20 protein-coding genes are annotated in these 21,278 nt (G+C 42.4%); 12 read left to right on the top strand and 8 right to left on the bottom strand.

The annotated features are described in order from the left end of the window. Positions 1 to 76: 76 nt before the first annotated feature. From M0221_RS10110 to gmk, 6 genes are all read right to left on the bottom strand, one after another. Positions 77 to 1,267 (bottom strand): cation diffusion facilitator family transporter, encoded by a 1,191-nt coding sequence (locus M0221_RS10110; RefSeq protein WP_263241597.1) that lies wholly within the window; start codon positions 1,265 to 1,267, stop codon positions 77 to 79. Between the two features lie 196 nt (positions 1,268 to 1,463). Continuing rightward, positions 1,464 to 3,845: a primosomal protein N' gene (locus M0221_RS10105; RefSeq protein WP_483283743.1), complete on the bottom strand. Its 2,382-nt coding sequence runs from the start codon at positions 3,843 to 3,845 to the stop codon at positions 1,464 to 1,466. A 63-nt stretch (positions 3,846 to 3,908) separates the two neighbouring features. Next, positions 3,909 to 4,289, bottom strand: coding sequence for a RidA family protein (locus tag M0221_RS10100; RefSeq protein ID WP_011514323.1), 381 nt, complete (start codon positions 4,287 to 4,289; stop codon positions 3,909 to 3,911). 166 nt (positions 4,290 to 4,455) lie between these two features. Further along, complete coding sequence (locus tag M0221_RS10095; RefSeq protein WP_020444169.1) at positions 4,456 to 6,642, bottom strand: RelA/SpoT family protein; 2,187 nt, start codon at positions 6,640 to 6,642, stop codon at positions 4,456 to 4,458. A gap of 345 nt (positions 6,643 to 6,987) precedes the next feature. Then, the gene (gene rpoZ, locus M0221_RS10090) at positions 6,988 to 7,248 is read right to left on the bottom strand and encodes a DNA-directed RNA polymerase subunit omega (RefSeq protein WP_011280985.1); all 261 of its coding nucleotides are present in this window, start codon (positions 7,246 to 7,248) and stop codon (positions 6,988 to 6,990) included. A 186-nt stretch (positions 7,249 to 7,434) separates the two neighbouring features. Continuing rightward, positions 7,435 to 8,061 carry a guanylate kinase gene (gene gmk / locus M0221_RS10085; protein ID WP_020444168.1) on the bottom strand — a complete coding sequence of 209 codons (627 nt, stop codon included), beginning with the start codon at positions 8,059 to 8,061 and terminating at the stop codon, positions 7,435 to 7,437. A 254-nt stretch (positions 8,062 to 8,315) separates the two neighbouring features. Here gmk and ispH point away from each other — a divergent pair, with 254 nt between their 5' ends. The 12 genes from ispH to M0221_RS10025 all read left to right on the top strand — a co-directional run bounded on the left by ispH (position 8,316) and on the right by M0221_RS10025 (position 20,152). Next, positions 8,316 to 9,272 (top strand): 4-hydroxy-3-methylbut-2-enyl diphosphate reductase, encoded by a 957-nt coding sequence (ispH, locus tag M0221_RS10080; protein ID WP_181209717.1) that lies wholly within the window; start codon positions 8,316 to 8,318, stop codon positions 9,270 to 9,272. A gap of 42 nt (positions 9,273 to 9,314) precedes the next feature. Continuing rightward, a complete protein-coding gene (locus tag M0221_RS10075) occupies positions 9,315 to 9,560 on the top strand; it encodes a hypothetical protein (RefSeq protein WP_011514319.1) in 246 nt (81 codons plus the stop codon). 65 nt (positions 9,561 to 9,625) lie between these two features. Beyond that, positions 9,626 to 10,441, top strand: a complete 816-nt coding sequence (locus M0221_RS10070) for a thioesterase family protein (RefSeq protein WP_483283742.1) — start codon at positions 9,626 to 9,628, stop codon at positions 10,439 to 10,441. A 311-nt stretch (positions 10,442 to 10,752) separates the two neighbouring features. Continuing rightward, positions 10,753 to 12,297 carry a catalase gene (locus M0221_RS10065; protein WP_483283741.1) on the top strand — a complete coding sequence of 515 codons (1,545 nt, stop codon included), beginning with the start codon at positions 10,753 to 10,755 and terminating at the stop codon, positions 12,295 to 12,297. A gap of 258 nt (positions 12,298 to 12,555) precedes the next feature. Next, positions 12,556 to 14,556, top strand: a complete 2,001-nt coding sequence (gene htpG, locus M0221_RS10060) for a molecular chaperone HtpG (protein ID WP_263241609.1) — start codon at positions 12,556 to 12,558, stop codon at positions 14,554 to 14,556. Positions 14,557 to 14,893: 337 nt separating this feature from the next. Next, positions 14,894 to 16,375, top strand: a complete 1,482-nt coding sequence (locus M0221_RS10055; RefSeq protein WP_483283740.1) for a C13 family peptidase — start codon at positions 14,894 to 14,896, stop codon at positions 16,373 to 16,375. A gap of 84 nt (positions 16,376 to 16,459) precedes the next feature. Beyond that, a complete protein-coding gene (fghA, locus tag M0221_RS10050; protein ID WP_483283739.1) occupies positions 16,460 to 17,350 on the top strand; it encodes an S-formylglutathione hydrolase in 891 nt (296 codons plus the stop codon). Between the two features lie 275 nt (positions 17,351 to 17,625). Then, positions 17,626 to 17,886 (top strand): TIGR03643 family protein, encoded by a 261-nt coding sequence (locus M0221_RS10045; RefSeq protein ID WP_327108135.1) that lies wholly within the window; start codon positions 17,626 to 17,628, stop codon positions 17,884 to 17,886. Between the two features lie 182 nt (positions 17,887 to 18,068). Next, positions 18,069 to 18,758, top strand: coding sequence for a ribulose-phosphate 3-epimerase (rpe, locus tag M0221_RS10040; protein ID WP_011514312.1), 690 nt, complete (start codon positions 18,069 to 18,071; stop codon positions 18,756 to 18,758). Between the two features lie 103 nt (positions 18,759 to 18,861). Next, positions 18,862 to 19,206: a hypothetical protein gene (locus M0221_RS10035; protein WP_483283738.1), complete on the top strand. Its 345-nt coding sequence runs from the start codon at positions 18,862 to 18,864 to the stop codon at positions 19,204 to 19,206. Positions 19,207 to 19,327: 121 nt separating this feature from the next. Then, a complete protein-coding gene (locus tag M0221_RS10030) occupies positions 19,328 to 19,639 on the top strand; it encodes a hypothetical protein (RefSeq protein ID WP_011514310.1) in 312 nt (103 codons plus the stop codon). A gap of 201 nt (positions 19,640 to 19,840) precedes the next feature. After that, positions 19,841 to 20,152 carry a hypothetical protein gene (locus M0221_RS10025; protein ID WP_011514309.1) on the top strand — a complete coding sequence of 104 codons (312 nt, stop codon included), beginning with the start codon at positions 19,841 to 19,843 and terminating at the stop codon, positions 20,150 to 20,152. A gap of 122 nt (positions 20,153 to 20,274) precedes the next feature. On the opposite strand, the gene rpmG is transcribed toward M0221_RS10025, so the two are convergent. Both rpmG and rpmB read right to left on the bottom strand, forming a co-directional pair. Next, positions 20,275 to 20,430, bottom strand: coding sequence for a 50S ribosomal protein L33 (rpmG, locus tag M0221_RS10020; RefSeq protein ID WP_010201403.1), 156 nt, complete (start codon positions 20,428 to 20,430; stop codon positions 20,275 to 20,277). Between the two features lie 165 nt (positions 20,431 to 20,595). Further along, complete coding sequence (gene rpmB, locus M0221_RS10015; RefSeq protein ID WP_011280972.1) at positions 20,596 to 20,832, bottom strand: 50S ribosomal protein L28; 237 nt, start codon at positions 20,830 to 20,832, stop codon at positions 20,596 to 20,598. Between the last annotated feature and the right edge of the window lie 446 nt (positions 20,833 to 21,278).

Raw genomic sequence — 21,278 nt, 5'->3', positions numbered from 1 at the left:
CGATATTTAAATAATTAATGACGTCTAGATGACTGGTAGCTTTTTTTAAACCAGACTTTTTCAATGACAAACTATTTTAATGATTGTGCCCGATATGGTTATTCTCTGCTGGTCGCTCTGAGATATTGCAGACTAGGGCATCGCTATGGGTACTCGTTTGTGGGTGTGCCGCACTTTCTACCTGAATAGTAGCGTGATGGATGCCGAGCTCAAGCAGGCTTTGTTCTAGACTGCCAATCAATATACTGGACTCATGAATACTCATTTCACCATCGACGACCACATGACAAGATAAGGCGTTTAAACCACTGGTAATACTCCAAACGTGTAGGTCATGCACTTTTTGCACCTGCGGATGAGCAAGGAGTTTTTCCTCAACATTAACTAGAGAGATGCCTTCTGGCGTCCCTTCCATTAAGATATGTACGGAATCCCGTACGACACGGTAGCCACTAAATAAAATAAGTATCGCTACAATTACGGACGCTACCGCATCTGCCCATACCCAGCCAAAACTCATCATTAATAATGCGGCGATAATGGCAGCCACTGAACCCATTAAATCACTTAATACGTGTAAATAAGCACTTTGCATATTGAGATTGACCGGCTCTTTATCATCCGATGTTTTGACCGTTGCTGTGCCTTCATTGGCTCCATGATCATGACCGTGAGTATCGCCACTACGGCTACCTCGGTGCATAAGCCATGCAACCAAAATATTGATCAGCATACCGATAGTGGCGACGATAAGCATGCCTTGGGTCGCAATTTCAGGTGGTGAATTAAAGCGTTTAATGGCCTCATAAAAAATCATTAGCGCAATAATGACAAGTGTAGCCCCATTCACAGAGGCAACTAAAATCTCAAAGCGTTTATAACCGAACGTTTTTTGATGAGTAGCTGCTTTTTCCCCAATTTTAAATGCCATTAAGGTGGCGCCAAGTGCTATCGCGTCACTCAGCATGTGACCGGCATCGGACAATAATGCCAAACTGCCAGTGAGCCAACCGCCGATTGCTTCTACAAACATGTAGCCTGTAATAATCAAAAAACTTATCAGTAAAGTGCGCTGATAGCCTTTGGTATCTCGCGTGGCGACTGTTTGCTCTAGATGTTCATCATGATCGTGGCTTTCTTGATTCTTATAAGCATTATTACTTTTTCCACTACTTTCCTCACCTTCCTTAACGTGTCCATGCGTATCAGCCGATATACTCTGATGAGCATGGTCATTTTTTTTAGAGTTTGGATGGTCTGGATTCATAACAACACTCAATTTTGCTGATAATGGATTTAATGAGCAATATCTACTCTACATAAGGTAGGATGGTTTTTGATAACAATGATCAACTTGTTATTGTAAATTTATCATAGTCAAATATTAGAAACTGTACTGACGAAGTAAAGATAAAAGAGTAATGCGACAAATAATTATGCTAGCAATAACTCGCAAATTTCCATTACCAGCCGACAGGATCAATATCTAAAGTAAGCTTAAGATATTTAGCGCTCGGTAGGGTAAGGACGGGTTGCCACCAATGATTTAAAACATGATGCAGTTGCTGCCGATCCTTGGCCAATAGCAAAAGCTGGGCATGATAGCGACTGTTCTTTTTACTCATGGGCGCATCGATAGGACCAAGAACGGCTAAATTGTGCCCTGTTGGCAGAACGGCAATGGCATCTTTGAGTGCTTGTGTGGTGGCAGCAAGGGTTTTACCTTCGCAGCGTATCAGCGCAGCATGACTATGAGGGGGCAGTCCCATCATTTTACGCTCTTGCAACAGCTCACGAGCAAAAGACAAATAACCATCTTTCACCAATTTTAATAATAACGCATTGTCCGGTTGCAGCGTTTGAATCAATACCCGTCCTGATTTATCCCCGCGTCCTGCACGCCCTGCTACTTGGATCATCAATTGGGCAGTATGCTCTGGCGAACGAAAGTCTGCAGACAAAAAGCCACGATCAGCGTTGGGTAAGCAAACGAGCGTGACATTGGGAAAATGATGACCTTTGGCAACCATTTGCGTACCGACCAATATGGCAGGATTGCCTTCATTAATACGCTGATAGATATTTTCCCAGCTGTCTTTACGCCTAGTGGTATCACGATCAATTTGAATAATGGGATAAAGCGCTTTACTGGTTTGCGGATTGGCAAAGATAGCGTGCAAATTTTCGCTTAGCCTTGTTGTTCCCATCCCTTTGGCATCTAGATTTTGACTGCCACAATCAGCGCATACAGTCGGAATATAGGCTTGCCAATCACAATGATGGCATTTTAAATAAGAGTTGCTGGAATAATTGCTACGCTGGGCTTGATTATTATAATGAACGGTTAAATGCGCGTCGCAGCGCGGACAATCTGCCTGCCAACCACACGCCTCGCATAATAAAACAGGCGCATAGCCGCGACGGTTTAAAAATATCAAAACTTGATCGCCAGCTTCTAGGGTTTGCCTTATGGCGCCGATAAGCGCATCCGTCAGTCCGGTATCATAGCGCGCGCCATCATCTTGCGTTTGCTGATGAGTACTTTGCAAGCGCGCATCAATCAGCTGCATGGGCGCAGGTTTAGCATTGCCAGGGCGCGTCGATAATTGACACTCTACTAGCTTGCCCTCATCGACTAATTTTAAATGTTCAAGAGAAGGGGTAGCCGTACCAAGGACCACCGGTATTTTAGCTTGGAATCCTCGATAAAGTGCGACATCAGCAGCATGATAGCGCAAGGTATCCTGCTGTTTATAGGAGCCATCATGCGCTTCATCAACGATAATTAAGCCTAAATCTGCAAACGGATATAGTACTGCCGAACGCGTACCAATAATGATTTGTGCGTGACCCGTACGGCAATCTTGCCAACCTTGCAATCGATGAGTGTTATTTATACCAGAATGTAGCAAGACGATATGCGCAGCGAAGCGACTGGCAAAACGCGCACGCGTCTGCGGTGTGAGTCCAATCTCAGGTACTAAAATAAGCACTTGCTTGCCAGCCTCTAATACTGCTTGCATGGCTTGTAGATAGACTTCAGTCTTGCCACTACCGGTAATGCCATTTAATAAAAAGCCCGTGTAGCATTTGGATTCATGTGCAGCAACAATCGCTGCAACGGCAAGCTGTTGCTCCTCATTAAGATCAAGGGGCATTTTTGCCAATTTGACAGGAGTAGGTGCTTGTTTTGGTTGAATATAGCGCTCAATCAAACCCTTATCTTCTAGTTTTTTTAAAAAAGCACGCTCCATACCTTCTAATAGTAGTACATCTTCACTTGCACCATGTTGACCATGTAGCTTTAGCATATCAAACTGCTGCTTTTGCTTTTTGGCGTTAGTACGAAAGTCGTCATCAGTGATATGTGGCAGAATCCGCCAATGGGTAATGAGTAAATCTAGTGGTTTACCTTGACGAACCAACGTGGGCAAGATGACCGCTAACACCTCACCAAGCGGATAATGATAATAACGAGCAAGCCAATAGGCGAGCTTTAGCATGCTGTTATCTAAAATAGACTCAGCATCTAAACACTTATTAATGGGTTTCAGCTTATTGAGTGGTACGCTGGTATCCACTTGCGCAATATGAGCAACTACGATTCCGATTAAAGTCTGACGACCAAAGGAGACCTCAACACGACTGCCAATTTGCGGCAGTTGTATTGAGCTGTTGTTTGGCGAAGCATTTGGCAAAGCACTTATATCGGACGGTAGGCTATAGTCAAATACCCGATAAAGGGGCACGGGCAGAGCAACTTGTACCAACATAAAAAGGCTTCGCAGTTTGATTAAGTCAATATGGAATAAAAATAAAGAGGGAGAGACAAATAAGCTTAGCATGAGGCTAAGCTTATGGTGATCTAATATGAAATATTGTTATTCAAGCAGTATTGAATATCTAACTTATTCAATATATAGAATAGACTCAATTTCGACCACGCCACCTTTAGGCAATGCCGCTACTTGCACCGCTGCGCGGGCAGGGTAAGGTTCAGTCAAATTAGCCATAAATACTTCGTTTAATGCTGCAAAATCATTTAAATCAGTTAACGATACATTGAATTTGACCACGTCATTTAAGCTGCCACCAGCAGCTTCACAGATGGCTTTTATGTTTTCAAATACTTGCTTCGCTTGTGCATCAAACCCTTCTTTTAATTCCATGGTGATAGGGTCAAAACCTAGCTGACCTGAAATATAAACAGTATTGCCAACTTTTACCGCTTGTGAGTAAGTGCCAACGGCTGCAGGTGCTTTATCCGTTTGGATGGTTTGACGTGTCATGATATATCCTTATCATATTTTTTGGTGTTTGATGTGCTAAAGCTATTTTCTAAAAATTAATAGAAGCGTTTAGCAGGATTAAAAGTTTTACATATTTCAAAATCATCTATGTGTTAAGAGATAATTTAAAAGGCATATATTTTAACAGTTATGATTATAAAAGTATTTATAGTTGATATAAACGCATAATATTGGGGAAACCAAGTAAGGAGCGTAGTTCACGAATACCTTGGGCTAAGTGATTGCGACTACGAACCACAATATGAATGATAGTATCATTGCTACGTACGTCGACCTTTTCAACCCCTATATTTAACTGCCGCAGATTATAAATAACTTTACTGATTTGCTCGTCGCTCAGTGCTATAGACAGTTTTAAATAAGCAGGAAAACGAATTTTATTATCGTGATCTTCTGAGTCACTTTGCTTGATCGCCTTATCGTTGCGCCAACGTAATTGGATGACTTGATAGGGATTGTCTTTACGAATATCGTCTAGTGAAAAGCACTTATGTCGATGCACGACCAGACCATGACGGGATAAATGTCCAACGATAGGATCACCATAAATCGGATGGCAACAATTGGCAAAATCAAGCTCAACGCCTGAAGCATTGACGATCAGTTGCTGTGGTTGGGTCATGTCATCGATACGTTCTTGCGATTGGATATCACAGACTTCATCGCTAAACAAACGCGTGACCACGAGTTGCGGTAATAACGTACCGGAGCTTATTTGCTCAAATAGCGCTGATTTCTCAGTCAGTCCACGCCATTCTGTTAGATTTTTCCAATCACTATCGGTCAAATCATCGAGACTTTTTTGATAGGTTTTTAGCGCGCGATCTAGTGCTTGTCTACCATGGTGCTGCTTATCAGCCGCCGATAAATCTTTGAACCAACGCAAAATCTCTACACGGGCTTTATTAGTAACCACAAACCCAAGCCATTCTGCTTTTGGCTCAGAATGGCTATTAACCTCGATTTCTACTAACTGTCCATTTTTGACTACAGTCCCAAGCTTGGCATGTTTTTTATCAATATTAGCGCCAACAGCGACATTGCCAACCATCGGACCAACAGCATAAGCAAAGTCTAGCGCTGTGGCACCTTGTGGCAACTCATAAGCGCGACCTTGCGGGCTATAACAGATGATTTTGCTAGAATGCAGGTAATCCATCAGCTCATTAATAGTCGATACCGCGGCGGCAAAATCAGGGTTGCCTTCGTTTAAACAGTCCTCATCGACCAAATCTTTCATATTGCGTAATGACGCCTGAATGACTGATTGGCTGACATCAGAGGCATGCTCTGCACCAATGACACCAAGCCTTGCCGCACTTTGCATCTGCTTAGTCAAAATCGTTACTTTAACAAAATCATTGTCGCGCTCGTAGATAAGCGTCAGCGATTGATTGCCGCCAGGTAAAGGTCTGCGGATATTGTCCGCGATATGACTGTCCGCAATTTGATATTTTTTAATGAGATAGTAGGCAAGTTTGTCACAAGCTTCGATATTATCTAGCACAATCTCAAATGCGTAATGGCGTAGCAGTGCATTAATCTCGCCGCGATTACGGAAAAATTGTCGGAAGATAACCACGCGATTGTCTAAGACTTTAACCATGCCATCAAGATCAAGATTATTGAGAACAATACTTAAATAACGATGAATGGCTTCTCTCTGAAAATTGCGCCCAAGCCCATGTTGTAGCAATTTATCAGAGATCTTGTTATACATCTCAGAGTTAAGATTGCGATAACAAAGTACCTCGATATAATCAGCAATATCGTTGAGACCCATGAGCCGTGCAAAGGGCACATAAAAGTCTAAAGTTTCTTGAGCGGTGGTACGTTGTTTTTCAGGACGTACCGCATCTAGGGTCGACATATTGTGCAAACGGTCAGCAAGCTTGATAATCAATACACGTGGGTCTGCGAGGGTAGCCGTTAGGATTTTATGAAAGGTCGCCGCTTTATTTTCTTGTTTATTATGCGTCGATGATTTTAATTTGGTCACACCATCGACCAGCCTAGAAACCACTTTGCCATAACGCTGCTCTATCTGCTCATCGCTCACTTCCGTATCTTCAACCGTATCATGCAAAATTGCCGCAATGATGGTATCTCGATCTAAGCGAAAGCCGGCTAGTATCTCAGCGACCGCAATCGGATGCGTGATATAAGGCTCTCCTGACTTGCGCTTGTCTTTAATATGCGCAACATCACCGAACTCACAGGCATCAACAATATCACGGCGTTCAGCGCCCGTGAGGTAACCTACTGAACGCAGCAGGTTATATTGAGCGTCATCAACTAACGGATGACTGAGTTTGGGCAAGTTTTGAATCATAAAGTCACGATCCTATGTTCTTTTACCTGCTTAAATGATGATTTAGCAAGGTAAAGAATGGCTGAATAAATGCTGAGCTATTGATATAGAGCTTAAGAATAAAGCTGAAAATTGGGCAGACTACCCTCTAATTAATCGTAAATCGCCGCCAATGTCAACCGCTAAGCAATAAGCTAGTGTAAAAACTGGAGAATTCTTACTTAAGGTTAGGCTTTAAGCACCAAACGGTTACTAAAACAGTAAAGCCAGTATCATTACAACCAAAAAACCACAGCCTATGCTGTGGTCTCTATCGTCAGTCAATACTCGTATGCTTGCTAAATTCATACTTTTTACGGTAATTTATTAGAAGCTATGATCGCCTGACAATGCTAAATCTAACGAGCTAGTAGCAAAGTTATGCTCTGGCTGATTTAAAATATCACGGGTAATTTTACCAGCAGCGATTTCACGTAATGCCAATACTGTTGGCTTGTCGTTATCAACATCAACCAACGGCTCTGCAATGCCTTTAGCCAACTGACGTGCGCGCTTGCTTGCGACTAGAACCAGCTCAAAGCGATTATCAACATTATCCAAACAATCTTCAATCGTCACTCGTGCCATAAATAGCTACCTCGGTTGTTTTTACTGGTTGCGAGCATGGCGCGCCACTCAATAAAAATAATATCAAAAATATAAAGGGGGATAGCTAGACATTATAGCATTTTTTGCTTGCAGGCGTAATTGCTTTTTGCTTGTCTGCTGATAACTATTTTCAAGATGAAGCATTAAGGCAAGTCAACGCCACATTTACTCGTCTACTGTATTGTTAAGTAGATTGGTAATCGTGCGCTGATAACGCTGCTGTTGACGCTTTAGCGTCTGTCTATCGGCAACGATAATTGCTTTAAGCTCAGTTAAAGCAACCTCAAAACTGTCATTAATAATGACATAGTCAAAATTGACGTACTGCGCCATCTCATTAACAGCACCAGCCAAACGCTGCTCGATCACCTCCATACTGTCCTGTCCACGCGTTGATAAGCGTTGACGTAAAGTGGCGATACTTGGCGGTAAAATAAAAATCATGATGGCATCAGTAAAGATTTTTTTGACTTGCAGCGCGCCTTGCCAATCAATCTCCAAAATGACATCGACACCAGCGTCCAGTTGCGCGCGTACACTTTGCTCTGAGGTGCCATAATAATTGCCAAACACTTCGGCATGTTCTAAAAACTGACTTTCACTGATGGCAGTCACAAACTTATCAACGTCAGTAAAATGATAATGATGACCGTCAATCTCGCCTGGGCGCGGCTCACGAGTGGTGTGTGAAACACTGACAGTCAAGTCATTGGTGGTGGCAAGTAGCTGCTTAACCAATGAGGTCTTGCCTGTGCCAGAAGCCGCAGTGATAATAAATAATGAACCTGTCATACAGTGTGTCCTAGTGAATTGTATCTTGATAAATAAATAAAAGTATTCGAATTAATATAAAAGGCTGGTAAAAATAAAAAATACCATCATGTATGCTGACAAAAGTAGTAATCGATGCCTCATTATAAACTGCTTTAAAAGCAAATTATGCTAAAGTAGGGTATCGATTTTATCCCAACTTTTGAATAAAAGTTTCGGTGGCTTAAGCTTTAAGCCTAGGCTTTTATATAAATTATCTAATGATAGGTCTTCTTATGCAAATTTATCTTGCCAATCCACGTGGATTTTGTGCTGGTGTGGATCGCGCGATTGCGATTGTCAACGAAGCACTGTTACGTTTTGAGCCACCCATTTATGTCCGTCATGAAGTGGTACATAACAAGTTCGTGGTATCCGACTTGGCCAATCGCGGTGCTGTTTTTGTGGAAGAGCTACATGAAGTGCCAGACGGCTCTATTGTTATTTTTTCAGCTCACGGGGTTTCAAAAGCTGTAGAAGATGAAGCAGAACGTCGTGATTTGACGGTGTTTGATGCTACTTGTCCTTTGGTCACTAAAGTACATATCGAAGTCGCTAAATTTGCGCAGGATGGTATGGATGCGGTATTGATTGGACATGCGGGACATCCTGAAGTAGAAGGCACTATGGGACGCTTTAACCATCGTCATGGCGGACAGATTCATCTGGTTGAAAACGAGAGCGATGTTGAAGCCTTGAGCGTACAGAATGCTGAGCGCTTAGCATTTGTGACCCAAACGACCTTATCGATGGACGATACCGCGCGCGTTATTGATGCATTGAGAGAAAAGTTCCCACATATTCAAGGTCCACGTAAAGACGATATCTGTTATGCCACCCAAAACCGTCAAGATGCGGTCAAGGATTTAGCGGGTCGCTGTGAGGTGGTTTTGGTCGTTGGCTCACCAAACTCATCAAACTCAAATCGTTTGCGTGAATTGGCAGAGCGCATGAATTGCCGCGCGTATTTGATTGATAATGCCACTGAAATGAATAAGAGCTGGTTCGATGGGATACAAAGTGTGGGCGTGACTGCGGGTGCTTCAGCGCCTGAAGTATTGATTCAAGAGGTACTACAGCAGCTGCAAGATTGGGGTGGTGACTTGCCAAGTGAGCTGTTGGGTATTGAAGAAAATGTCACCTTTAGCTTGCCAAAAGCTTTACGAATTCCAATGACGCAAGTTGGCAAATAAAATAAGCAGGCTTTGTATATAGCGCCAGATAGGTAACATAAAATGAAAAAGCAGAAAAAAAGATTTGTCTTGGCAGAAGCTAGCCTTGATGAGATCAATAAACAATTAAAAATTAATACGTTTACGATTGTTATCCTGATAGGGATGCTGATGTTAAATGCAACCCAGTTTATGAGAGATTACAGTCTGTTATATGGCGCGCTTATTGCCATTATGGCTTTCTTTCTATTTGTAATGGCTAAAAGTCGCACACTGCTGACGGTACAAAAACAAGCCCTTATGCGCTAAACAAAGAAAGCTTACCCTTCTTTTATACCTAATCAATCTATTTTAAAAAGAATTCGAGGACATTCATGTCAGCTTATTACACTTTTATAAAACGTGAGCAGCAAGCAGATGGTAGTAGTGTTGCTTGTTATCAGCCAACGAAGCATGCGCAAGGCGCTTGGAATGAGCATGAGCAACATATGGCGCCAGCCACCGGCTTGCTCACTGCCGAATTACAAAGTTTTATACCACAAGAAAATATGCGCATTGCTCGTATCAGCTTGGATATTTTAGGGCTGATACCGCTTGATGATTTTATCGTGACTACGCGATGTATCCGTCCGGGTAGGACTATTGAGCTTATCGAAGCAGTGATGAGCAGTCGTGGTCGCGATGCCATCATTGCGCGTGCATGGCGCTTGATTACTCAAGATACCAGTGCCATTGCAGGGCTTGAAGATCAAAAATCCATACATAAGCCTGAAGCGTTACCCGCTTGGGATGGTATGAAAGGCTGGCCCGGTGGTTTCATTGAAAGCGTACGTTTGGTGGCTGAACCTAATCGCCGTCCTGGTAAAGGTATGGTATGGATGACCAATGATATTGACATGGTAGAGGGTATGCCTACCCATGACATGGTGCATTTATTGGGTATGGCCGATACTGCCAATGGTGTTGTACCAAGGCTTGGACTGGGGATGGCAAAATTGGAATGGATGTTCCCCAATACTGATTTGCAAATTCATATGCACCGCGCGCCACAAGGTCGCTGGCTTGGCATTGAGGCAGTGCAGCAGTACGGTGCTGATGGCATAGGGATTAGCAGCGCGATATTACATGATACGCAAGGACCTTTTGGTCGTAGTGAGCAAATTCTGACCATTCGTCCCATGCCGCGCTAGTGCAAAGATGTATCCAATAGGTAGTCATTGTTTGAGATCGCTCTATGAATGAAAGGCATTTGGATGAGTTAGACAATATTTTGAGTAATTCTGAAAAACAAAACGAAAGCATGTAATTAATTAATTATACAAATCAATGCTAATCGGTTGTAATGGTGTCTAACAAGGCAAGATTACTGTGTTTACAGGTTACTATGAATAAAAATAGCCGTTTTTCAGAAACATTTACAATTATTCTGGATATGTTATTAGAGGCTTATTCAGAATAGGTTTTGTACTTTCATCCATTTGCTATCCAAAGGAATATGATTATGAGCGACAACAACAGTAATAATAGCAGCGATAAAAAATGTCCTTACGCCCCGACCCAATTGACTATGAGCAACGGCGCACCAGTTGCAGACAATCAAAACAGTCTCACTGCAGGCAAGCGTGGTCCATTATTAGCACAAGATATCTGGCTAAATGAAAAGCTAGGCAACTTTGCCCGTGAAGTGATTCCAGAGCGCCGCATGCACGCTAAAGGCTCAGGCGCATTTGGTACTTTTACCGTAACCAATGACATCACTAAATATACCCGTGCGGATATTTTTAGCGAAGTGGGTAAGCAAACTGAAATGTTCGCGCGCTTTAGTACCGTCGCAGGTGAGCGCGGCGCGGCTGATGCCGAGCGTGACATTCGCGGCTTTGCTTTGAAATTCTACACCGAAGAAGGTAATTGGGACATGGTGGGTAATAATACGCCTGTGTTCTTCTTACGTGATCCGCGCAAATTCCCAGACCTAAACAAAGCCGTCAAACGTGATCCACGTACCAATATGCGTTCGGCGACCAACAATTGGGACTTTTGGACTTTATTACCTGAAGCATTACATCAAGTTACCATCGTTATGAGTGATCGCGGTCTGCCAGCATCGTATAGAAATATGCATGGTTTTGGCTCGCACACGTATAGTTTTTGGAACACCGCCAATGAGCGTTTTTGGGTCAAATTCCATTTCCGCACGCAACAAGGCATCAAGAACTTAACTGATGCAGAAGCGGCGGAAGTCGTTGGTTCGGATCGTGAAAGTCATCAAAAAGACTTGTACGATGCCATCGAAAATGGTGACTTTCCAAAGTGGAAAATGTATGTGCAAATCATGCCAGAAGCTGAGTCTGATACCGTTCCTTATCATCCGTTTGACTTGACCAAAGTATGGCCAAAAGGTGATTATCCACTGATTGAAGTGGGTGAGTTTGAATTAAACAAAAACTCTGACAACTACTTTGTCGATGTGGAACAAGCAGCATTTGCCCCAAGTAATTTGGTACCGGGTATCAGCGTTTCACCGGATAAAATGCTACAAAATCGCTTGGTTAACTATGCCGATGCTCAGCGTTATCGTGTTGGGGTCAATCATCAGCAAATTCCGGTGAATAAGCCGCGTTGCCCTGTGATGAGCAATCATCGTGATGGTCAAGGACGTGTCGATGATAACTATGGCAGTCGCCCGCATTATGAGCCAAACAGCTTTAGCCAGTGGCAAGAGCAGCCTGATTATGCTGAGCCACCATTAAAAATTGACGGCTATGCGGCGCATTATGATTTCCGTGAAGACGATAGCGATTATTTCAGTCAACCGAGAGCGTTGTTTAATTTGATGAGTGCTGAGCAACAACAAGTGCTATTTGAAAATACAGCGAACAATATGGCGGGTGTGCCGGACTTTATTCAGTATCGCCACATTCGCAACTGTAACTGGTGTGATGCCGCTTATGGCGAAGGCGTTGCCAAAGCATTAGGCTTAACGGTTGAAGATGCAATGGCAGCCCGTGATTCGGATCCAGCGCTGCATTTGCCTAGCTGCTTATAGTTGATAGGTCTATCTAAAAACGTATTACTAAATATATTTGCTAAACCTATTATCGATATAACGACACCACCTCAGGAAACTAGGGCGGTGTTTTTTATTGAATCAAGTTCTTACGCTTGAAATTTTCTCCCGCGCCCCTATTAGTATAAACAGCTTAGCAGTGTTCAAAACGTAAGCTCTCTAATATTCATTGAGTAAGTTTCGTTTGAGTACTGCTATCTTATAATAAGTTTTTAACATAAATTGAAGGAGTTTTTTATGAGTGAACAGAACCCAGTTGATAACCAAAAAGTTGATAGCATCAATGTTAATAAAAGCAGCCCAGAATTAAAAAAACATACCTTTGAAGCAGAAGTAGCTCAATTATTACACTTAGTGACGCACTCGCTATATTCTAATTCCGATATTTTTGTCCGTGAGCTGGTTTCAAACGCCTCTGATGCCTGTGATAAATTGCGCTTTGAAGCGACCAATGATGACAGCCTTTATGAAGACGATGGCGAGCTAAAAATTCGCATTGCCGTCGATGAAGACGCTAAAACCATCACCTTTACTGACAACGGTATCGGGATGAACGAAGCTGATGCCATCGAAAATTTAGGCACAATTGCCAAATCTGGCACTAAAGCATTTTTAGACAAGCTGTCTGAATCACAGAAGCAAGATGGTCAGTTGATTGGTCAATTCGGGGTTGGCTTTTATTCGGGCTTTATCGTTGCCGATACGATCAGTGTTGAAACCCGCAAAGCTGGCGAACCTGCGGATAAAGGCGTACGCTGGGTATCAGATGGTACGGGTAGCTTTACCGTTGAGCCTATCACTAAAGAAACTCGTGGCACCGCCATTACTTTGCATTTAAAAGAGCAATATAGTGAGGGTGAAGACAGCTATTTAGACCGGGGAAAAATTAAGCAGTTGGTTAATAAATACTCAGACCATATCAGCTTGCCGATTCAGATGCGTAAAGAAGTTTGGCAAGAAGATGAGGTTGAAGAAGGAAGCGACACGCCTGCCAATGGTCAAATGGTCTTAACAGACGAATGGGAAACTATCAATAAAGCCAGTGCCTTATGGACACGTTCAGCCTCTGAGATTGAAGATGAAGAGTATATCGATTTTTATAAAAATATCACCTATGACATGGACGTGCCACTAGCATGGACGCATAACCGTGTCGAAGGTCGTGTTCAGTATACTCAGCTATTGTATATTCCTAAAAAAGCCCCTGTAGATTTGTACACTCGTGAGCAGCAGCATGGTCTAAAGCTTTATGTTAAGCGCGTCTTTATTATGGACGAGGCAGAGCAGCTGTTGCCAATGTACCTGCGTTTCGTTAAAGGTGTCATCGATTCAGCAGACTTGCCATTGAACGTGAGCCGCGAGCTATTACAAGAGTCGCGTGATGTGAAGTCTATCCGCGATGGTAACGCGCGTCGTATTTTGACTTTGCTTGCCAGTCTAGCCAACAGTGAAGACAGTGATAAGCAAGAAAAATTTGCGCAGTTCTACGCTGAATTTGGTGATGTTATCAAAGAAGGCGTTGGCGAAGACATGGGCAATCAAGAACGTATTGCCAAATTGTTGCGTTATGCAACCAGTACTCAGGATAGTGTGACGACCAGCTTTGAAGACTACAAAGCACGTATGAAAGACGGTCAAAAAGCCATTTATTATCTAACGGCTGACAATCTAGCGGCTGCTAAAAATAGCCCACAACTTGAGCTATTCAAAAAGAAAGGCATCGAAGTTATCTTGATGACCAGCCGTGTTGATGAGTGGGCGATGAATTTCTTGACCTCATTTGATGAGACACCGCTACAAAACATCGCTAAAGGTGCAGTTGATTTGGGCGACTTGCAAGACGAAGCTGAAAAAGCTGAAGCTGAAAAAGCGCAAGAAACCATGAAGCCAGTCGTTGATAAGCTAAAAACGGCGTTAGGCGAACGTGCCAAAGACGTTAAAGTATCGACGCGTTTGGTTGATAGTCCTGCTTGCTTAGTCGTTGGGGAAGGTGAGTTATCACCACAAATGATTCAGATGCTGAAGCAAATGGGTCAAGATGTGCCAGAAAGCAAGCCGACACTTGAGGTTAACCCTGATCATCCACTCATTAAAAAGCTTGAAAGTAGCGAGCAGTCAGCCGAAGATTTTGATAAATTGGCGCAAGTTATTTTCGACCAAGCATTACTAGCAGATGGCGGTCAGTTAGATGATCCAGCCGCTTATCTCAGACGTGTTAATGAGCTTTTGATGAGATAGTAGTGAGTCTCTGATACAGTCATTATTGAGATAAAAGGAGGTCTTAAGTTTAAGACCTCCTTTTTTGATGGGTTTTTAAGCGAATTTTACAATTCAGCCTTATGCTCTCGACCGACAATCCGTTACAATCGCGATAGATTAGCGAGCTAAAATATTAGTCAATAATATTGATGTGCGCTATCCGTCTCTTATATCCATTTCATAATGAATTAAATATAAAATTGACATTCGTGTGCCTTGCAAAAGAGTTAATTGAAAGACAGTAAATGGCATGGATATCAAAATATTTTATCATTGATTTGTTTTATTTCTCTCGACTGGCTAGAGGTCTAAGTCTTTGTCACTTGCGTCGTTAAAAACCGTCTCACTGCAGCGCTTTTCGCTTAATTTCGCTGCCAATATTATTGCAACCTTGTGGATGCTAGTAGGCTCAACACGGGCATTCTCTTGGGTTAAACCTACCTTTGTTCAGTTCGCTGTATTTGCGCTATTGGCTTTGGGTAGTAATGTCCTATTTTCTTGGTTAGCCGCTCCAGATGGCAGTATTTTTAATGAGCAAGGATTGGTCAGCTATCTCATATGGCCGATGATTATTCTGCTTGGCGGTATTATTCTGGCACGGCGCGCAGGCAATCAAGCACTGGTTTTTGTGCCTGTTGTACTGTGGTTGGTTGCTGATACTTTATCGGCTCTATTACAAAGCTTAGTACAGTTTTTAGGCAGTTATAGCTGGTTGCCCGATTGGAGTTATTCGTTTTTACCAACGCTATTTTTGGTGCTGTTTTTATGGCAGACCTTGGCATTGTTATGGATATTTTCTCGTCGCCTGCGTATACCGTGGTGGGAGCGGATCATCGTCCTCATCGGTGCCGTTGCACTATTGACGATATGGCAGCGTAACGTCGCTGACCAGCCCATATTTAAGCAGATACCGGTAGAGCCGGTGTTAGAAGAAGCGGCATTATATGAGCAGCCGCGTTTATTACAAGAGGCGCTGGCTCGTATAGATCCTAGTATACCGGGCAAAAGTGATTGGTACTTTATGGGTGTGGCGGGATTCTCTGATCAAAACGTCTTCCGCTCTGAGATTAATAAAGTACGTGAGCTGTTTGATGTGCGTTTTGGTACTAGCGGGCATTCATTGGCACTGATTAATAATAACTACACTTGGCTAGATGAGCCAATTGCCACCAAAACCAGTATTTTACGCGGCTTAAAAAGAATTGGTCAGCAGATGAACGCTGATGAAGACGTGTTATTTATGACACTATCGTCGCATGGCGATCAGGATTTTATCCATTTATCTAATCCACCGCTTGCGATGGATAATCTGGATGCAACATGGCTGCGAGAGTCGTTAGATGCCTCAGGTATTCGCTGGCGTGTTATCGTGGTATCGGCTTGTTATTCAGGTTCGTTTATTGATGAATTAGCGTCGCCGACGACAGTGGTGATTACCGCTTCGGCAACAGACAAGATGTCATTTGGCTGTACCAATAGTGCTGAAATGACCTATTTTGGGCAAGCATTTTTTGCGGAAAGCTTAAGAGAAAACACCAGTTTTTCTGCCGCGTTTAAAGACGCTGCGTATCGAGTAAAAGAGCGTGAGCTTTATATGGGTTTTGAGCCATCAGAGCCGCAAATGGTGATCGGTAGTTTGATGGAAACGGCGTTGCCAGCATTTGAGCAAGTGTTATTTGATAAAACACGACCGCCGCTTGCTAGTATTATAGATACTTCGAATGCGACAACGACTATCAATATTTCACCGGATACGGGCGCAGATACAGTTGTAGATGATAAGAACACAGCGAACTGATTTTTATCCCATTTTTAATCTGATGCTTTTTTAAATAAGCATCTGTTTTCCACTATTTTATCTTAGCTAAAAAGGATAATGCTTATGAATAATTCTTATAACCACAGTCTCTCAGCCAGCACCCAGCTTACGCAAAAAAGTGTCAATCGCTGTTTTGATGGTGAGCAGCGTTATTACAGTCATCAATCAGCGGCTACCAAGACGCCGATGACCTTTAGTATTTATCTGCCTGATGAGGCACTAGCAGGGCAGCGTTGTCCGGCGATTTTATATTTATCAGGTCTCACTTGTAATGCTGATAACGTGACCCACAAAGCGCATTTTCAACAAAAATGTAGCGAGCTTGGTATGATATTTATCGCGCCAGATACCTCTCCTAGAAGTAGTGAGGGTAATGAGGTGGCAAACGACGAGCGTTATTTTGTTGGTCAAGGCGCAAGCTACTATGTCGATGCGACGCAAGCACCTTGGGCTGAGCATTTTAATATGCAAAGTTACATCGTTGATGAGCTGTATGATTTATTACGCTCAGAGTTTCCAATTGATAGTATTGGTATCACGGGTCACTCGATGGGTGGTCATGGTGCCTTATTATTGGGTTTTAAATTCCCAGGCAAGTTTGTGAGTGTGTCAGCTTTATCACCTGTGTGCGCCGCCAGTGAGTCGGCATGGGGTCAAGCAGCTTATACAGAGTATTTTGGTGATGACAAGAGCTTGTGGGCGCAATCAGACGCTTCTCAGATGATTGAACAAGTCGGTCAGCAATACTCAAGCATCTTGGTTGATCAAGGCGAGGCTGATGAGTTTTTAGCCGATGGTCAGTTGCAAACGTCAAAATTACAACAGGCGTGTACAAAGGCCAAGCAACCATTAACATTGCGCTATCAAGCCGGTCACGACCATAGCTATTATTTTATTCAAACAGTGATCAATGAGCATATTGAACATCACTGGCGTATGGCACAGCTTAGCTAAAATTTGCTCTCATATTGTTCGTTATAGTGTTTCAGATTTAAAAGGTTAGGTCTATGGCAAGTTATCAAGATTTAAGTACCGTTACTGCCGATACCCAGTCAGCAGATGTTAATTCTGTTGCTGCTAAATCTACGCTTGCTACCATGCAAGCGGATATGGATGCCGCTTTAAAGAATAAACAGCGAGACCCTACCAGTACCAATTTAAATAATCCTCAAAATCATGCAGTAAAATCAAGCCCAGCTATCGCAGTTATCGCCGCTTCCATCAATGATATGACTACTCACGCCCTGGAAGAGTCACAAGTGTCGCGTGTGATAGAGATGGCGTGGGAGGATAGAACACCGTTTGAGGCGATAGAGCATAGCTATGGTCTCAATGAGTCTGGCGTCATTACACTGATGCGTCAGGTGCTAAAACCATCCTCGTTTCGCTTATGGCGTCAACGTGTGAGCAATCGCGCTACCAAGCATGAAGCGATACGAGGTTTTACGGTAGGTCGTGCTTATTGCAAAACCCAATATAAACCGCGCTAATTGTCTGCATATGTCTGCATATGTCTGCATATGTCTGTATCTGCTGAGTGCAGCTATAATATCGATACTCAGTACCCATTATAGACCCTGATTATCCGTTATAATAGACATACGTATTATTCGTGCTATGCACACATCTATACATTAAATCCTTAGTCAAATATCCATTAGGTAGCTCAATTATGATCAGTCCCTCTAAGCCGTATCTAATCGCCCCTTCTATATTATCTGCTGACTTTGCCAAATTAGGCGAAGAGGTAGAACGTGTATTGGCGTCTGGTGCTGATGTCATCCATTTTGATGTGATGGACAACCATTATGTACCCAATTTGACGTTTGGTAGCATGATTTGTAAGGCACTGCGTGATTATGGGATTGATGCACCAATTGACGTGCATCTAATGGTGAGCCCTGTTGATAGTATGATTGAGCAGTTCTTAGAGGCAGGTGCCAGCATCATCACATTTCATCCGGAAGCAAGCTCGCATATCGATCGTTCTTTGCAGTTGATTAAAGATGGCGGCGCTGAGTGTGGTTTGGTATTGAATCCAGCAACACCATTGCATTATTTAGACTATGTCATGGATAAAGTGGATCAGGTCCTACTGATGAGTGTCAATCCTGGCTATGGTGGTCAGTCATTTATTGAAGGGACGCTAGAAAAGGTTCGCCAAGTACGTCAGCGTATCATTACTAGCGGTCGTGATATTAGATTAGAAGTAGATGGCGGTATCAAAGCCAGTAATATCCGCGCCATTGCTGAAGCAGGTGCTGATATGTTCGTCGCCGGTTCAGCGATATTTAATCAAGAAGATTATAAAGCAGCAATCGATGCCATGCGTGCAGAGCTTGCCTTGGCAAATGGGGAGTAACGCCCCATATAGTAAGTTATATACTATTAAATAGTAAAGTTACCTATTTAATAGCCGCTGTATGACTGATTATATTAAGCGACACGTCAGCTAAAGGTAAAATATGAATATGCAAAATGCAAAACATCGAGCCGAGTCCCGGCAAGCCTCGCAATCACGTAGCTTAGTGCCAAAAGGTATTACTATTGGCTTAGCCATGTTCGCCCTTGTTCTGAGTCTAGCTGGTTATGGCTTTCGCCTGATGGTTGGTGAAGATGCCGGTGAAGTATTACGCCACGCGGCGGTGATCGTACCCGCATTTATGCTAGGCATTCCCCTTTTATTTTGGCTAGGTTCACGCCTACTTAACAAGGTTAAAGATATGCATATAGAGAGCTGGAATGCCATTAGTTTGGGGTATTTGACCTCTTGTATCTCAATGCTGTGGTTAATGGGTACTTATAGTTAAATTTTTATTAGTAAAGATAAAACTTCTTAATGAAGATAACCTTGTAATATTTTTATAAGTTGTTTTTTGATACACTTTTTCACCGTTAAGTCATGCTCTATAAGCTTGACTGGAATTCTACATGAGAATCATACCGACCAGTATTGCCAATATCATTTATCCAAAAGATTTACCAAATGGTTTATTTACCAGCTTAATTATTGCCTGCCTGCTGCTAGGACTGTCTTCACTTCGTCATGGAACTGATTTGCAAGGTTGGCTACACGTCTTTGAAAACTGGCTGCTCATGTTATTGATACTGCCAACCGCGACTGCGACAGTAGCGTTACCGTTCAAATATCGTGATCCGACATTAGAGTTAAAGCTCATGTACTATCTCGGTATGTTTGTTGCTTTCTTATTTACCCTAGCAAAACTGCGTTACTGGCGTTAAAGGCTGGTAATTTCTATAAAACTAAGACTATCGAGCCTGAGTTGTGCAAAAGACTTATAGAACAGCCCTTGAATTATAGCGCCAAAGCGTCCATTGTATGAATAAGATAGTTTTGCCCGCATGACTGTAAGACAGTAGCTTTAGTAAGTGGAATCAGCGCGTTTTTTACAGGTATAAATCGGGATAATAAGGATACAATGAATGCCATACGATATCGATAATGAGATTGAAGTAGATAATGACAGTACCGATCAGTTTGCAGGGTTTGCCAAAGAGACGACCCTTGAGCTGGTAGAAGCAGACGATGGCAAATTGCTCTTACGTGATGCTGAACAAGATGATGCGCCGCTGATGACCATTGATTTTTCTGATAAGTTAAAAGAGATATTAGGTAGTGATACCCAAGCGATTGGGCAGCATATGATTCATGCTGCAATCCAAGTTATTATGCAAAAGCAGATGAGTCAATGGCATGCGCATGTCTATGACAAAGAGCCGACGCACTATAGTTAATGATGTATAAATCAATAGCAAATAGATAAATAGTAGTCAGTCTAAATAACAACAATAAAAAAGGGTTTATCAATTGATAAACCCTTTTTTTGTTCAAATAAAACCATTTATAAAAATGGAGATTATTTGATTTTTGCTTCTTTAAAGATCACATGCTGGCGTACTTTTGGATCAAATTTTTTGATTTCCATTTTGCCAGGCATAGTGCGCTTGTTTTTGGTAGTGGTATAGTAATACCCAGTACCAGCTGTTGATACTAATTTAATTTTATCTCTCATGATGGCTTTCCTGTAAATGAGCGGTCTTCAATCGATAGGTATGGGTCTAAAGTATTAAGTGGCTGTAGATAGTATCCAGTCATAAATATATGGGCTGGTAAATATTCAGCATAGCAGCAGCCTAAATAGCGACATTCATCGATAAATTAGACTGCCAATATTTACTTAAACTTTTTGACCTTGTGCGCGTAGATCTACTAGCACTTTATCGATACCCAATTTGTCAATGATGCGCATACCTTTGGTAGACACACGTAGACGTACAAAACGATTTTCAGACTCTACCCAAAAACGATGGTTATGAAGGTTTGGTAGAAAGCGACGACGGGTTTTGTTGTTTGCGTGCGAAACATTATTACCCACCATAGGGCGCTTTCCAGTCACTTGGCAAACTCGAGACATGGCGAACTCCTAATCTATGAGGTATGAGTTTTTCTCATACCAGTCTGGGCAAGTTGCACGTTTTTGCGGCATGGACACAGCAAGCGGCAGCTTTGCACCAAACAAAACTATATGAATGTTGAGTTGATATTACTGTTATCTAAAGGCAAATAACAAGCATACCAATTCAGAAAATTTTAAAGCCGACATTTATACCATAAAAGAGATGAATACTCAAATATTTTTGTGATAACTGTTGGATTAAAGGAGGGCTATTATACCCTGAAATGAAGGCACTATGTTGTTGATTATTTAATAATAAGGATTCACTTTTTAGTTGTAAGTTATGACAAAAGTCAGTAAAGTCTCAGTTATATATTTAATACAATCTGTTAATACTACTGGCATTATTGTAAATGTATGTATCATTACCAATCCATTAGGATTCCGTGTAATGATTTTGCCTG

The organism is Psychrobacter sp. ANT206 (assembly GCF_056880555.1).
This window is presented reverse-complemented; position numbering and strand designations above follow the sequence as displayed.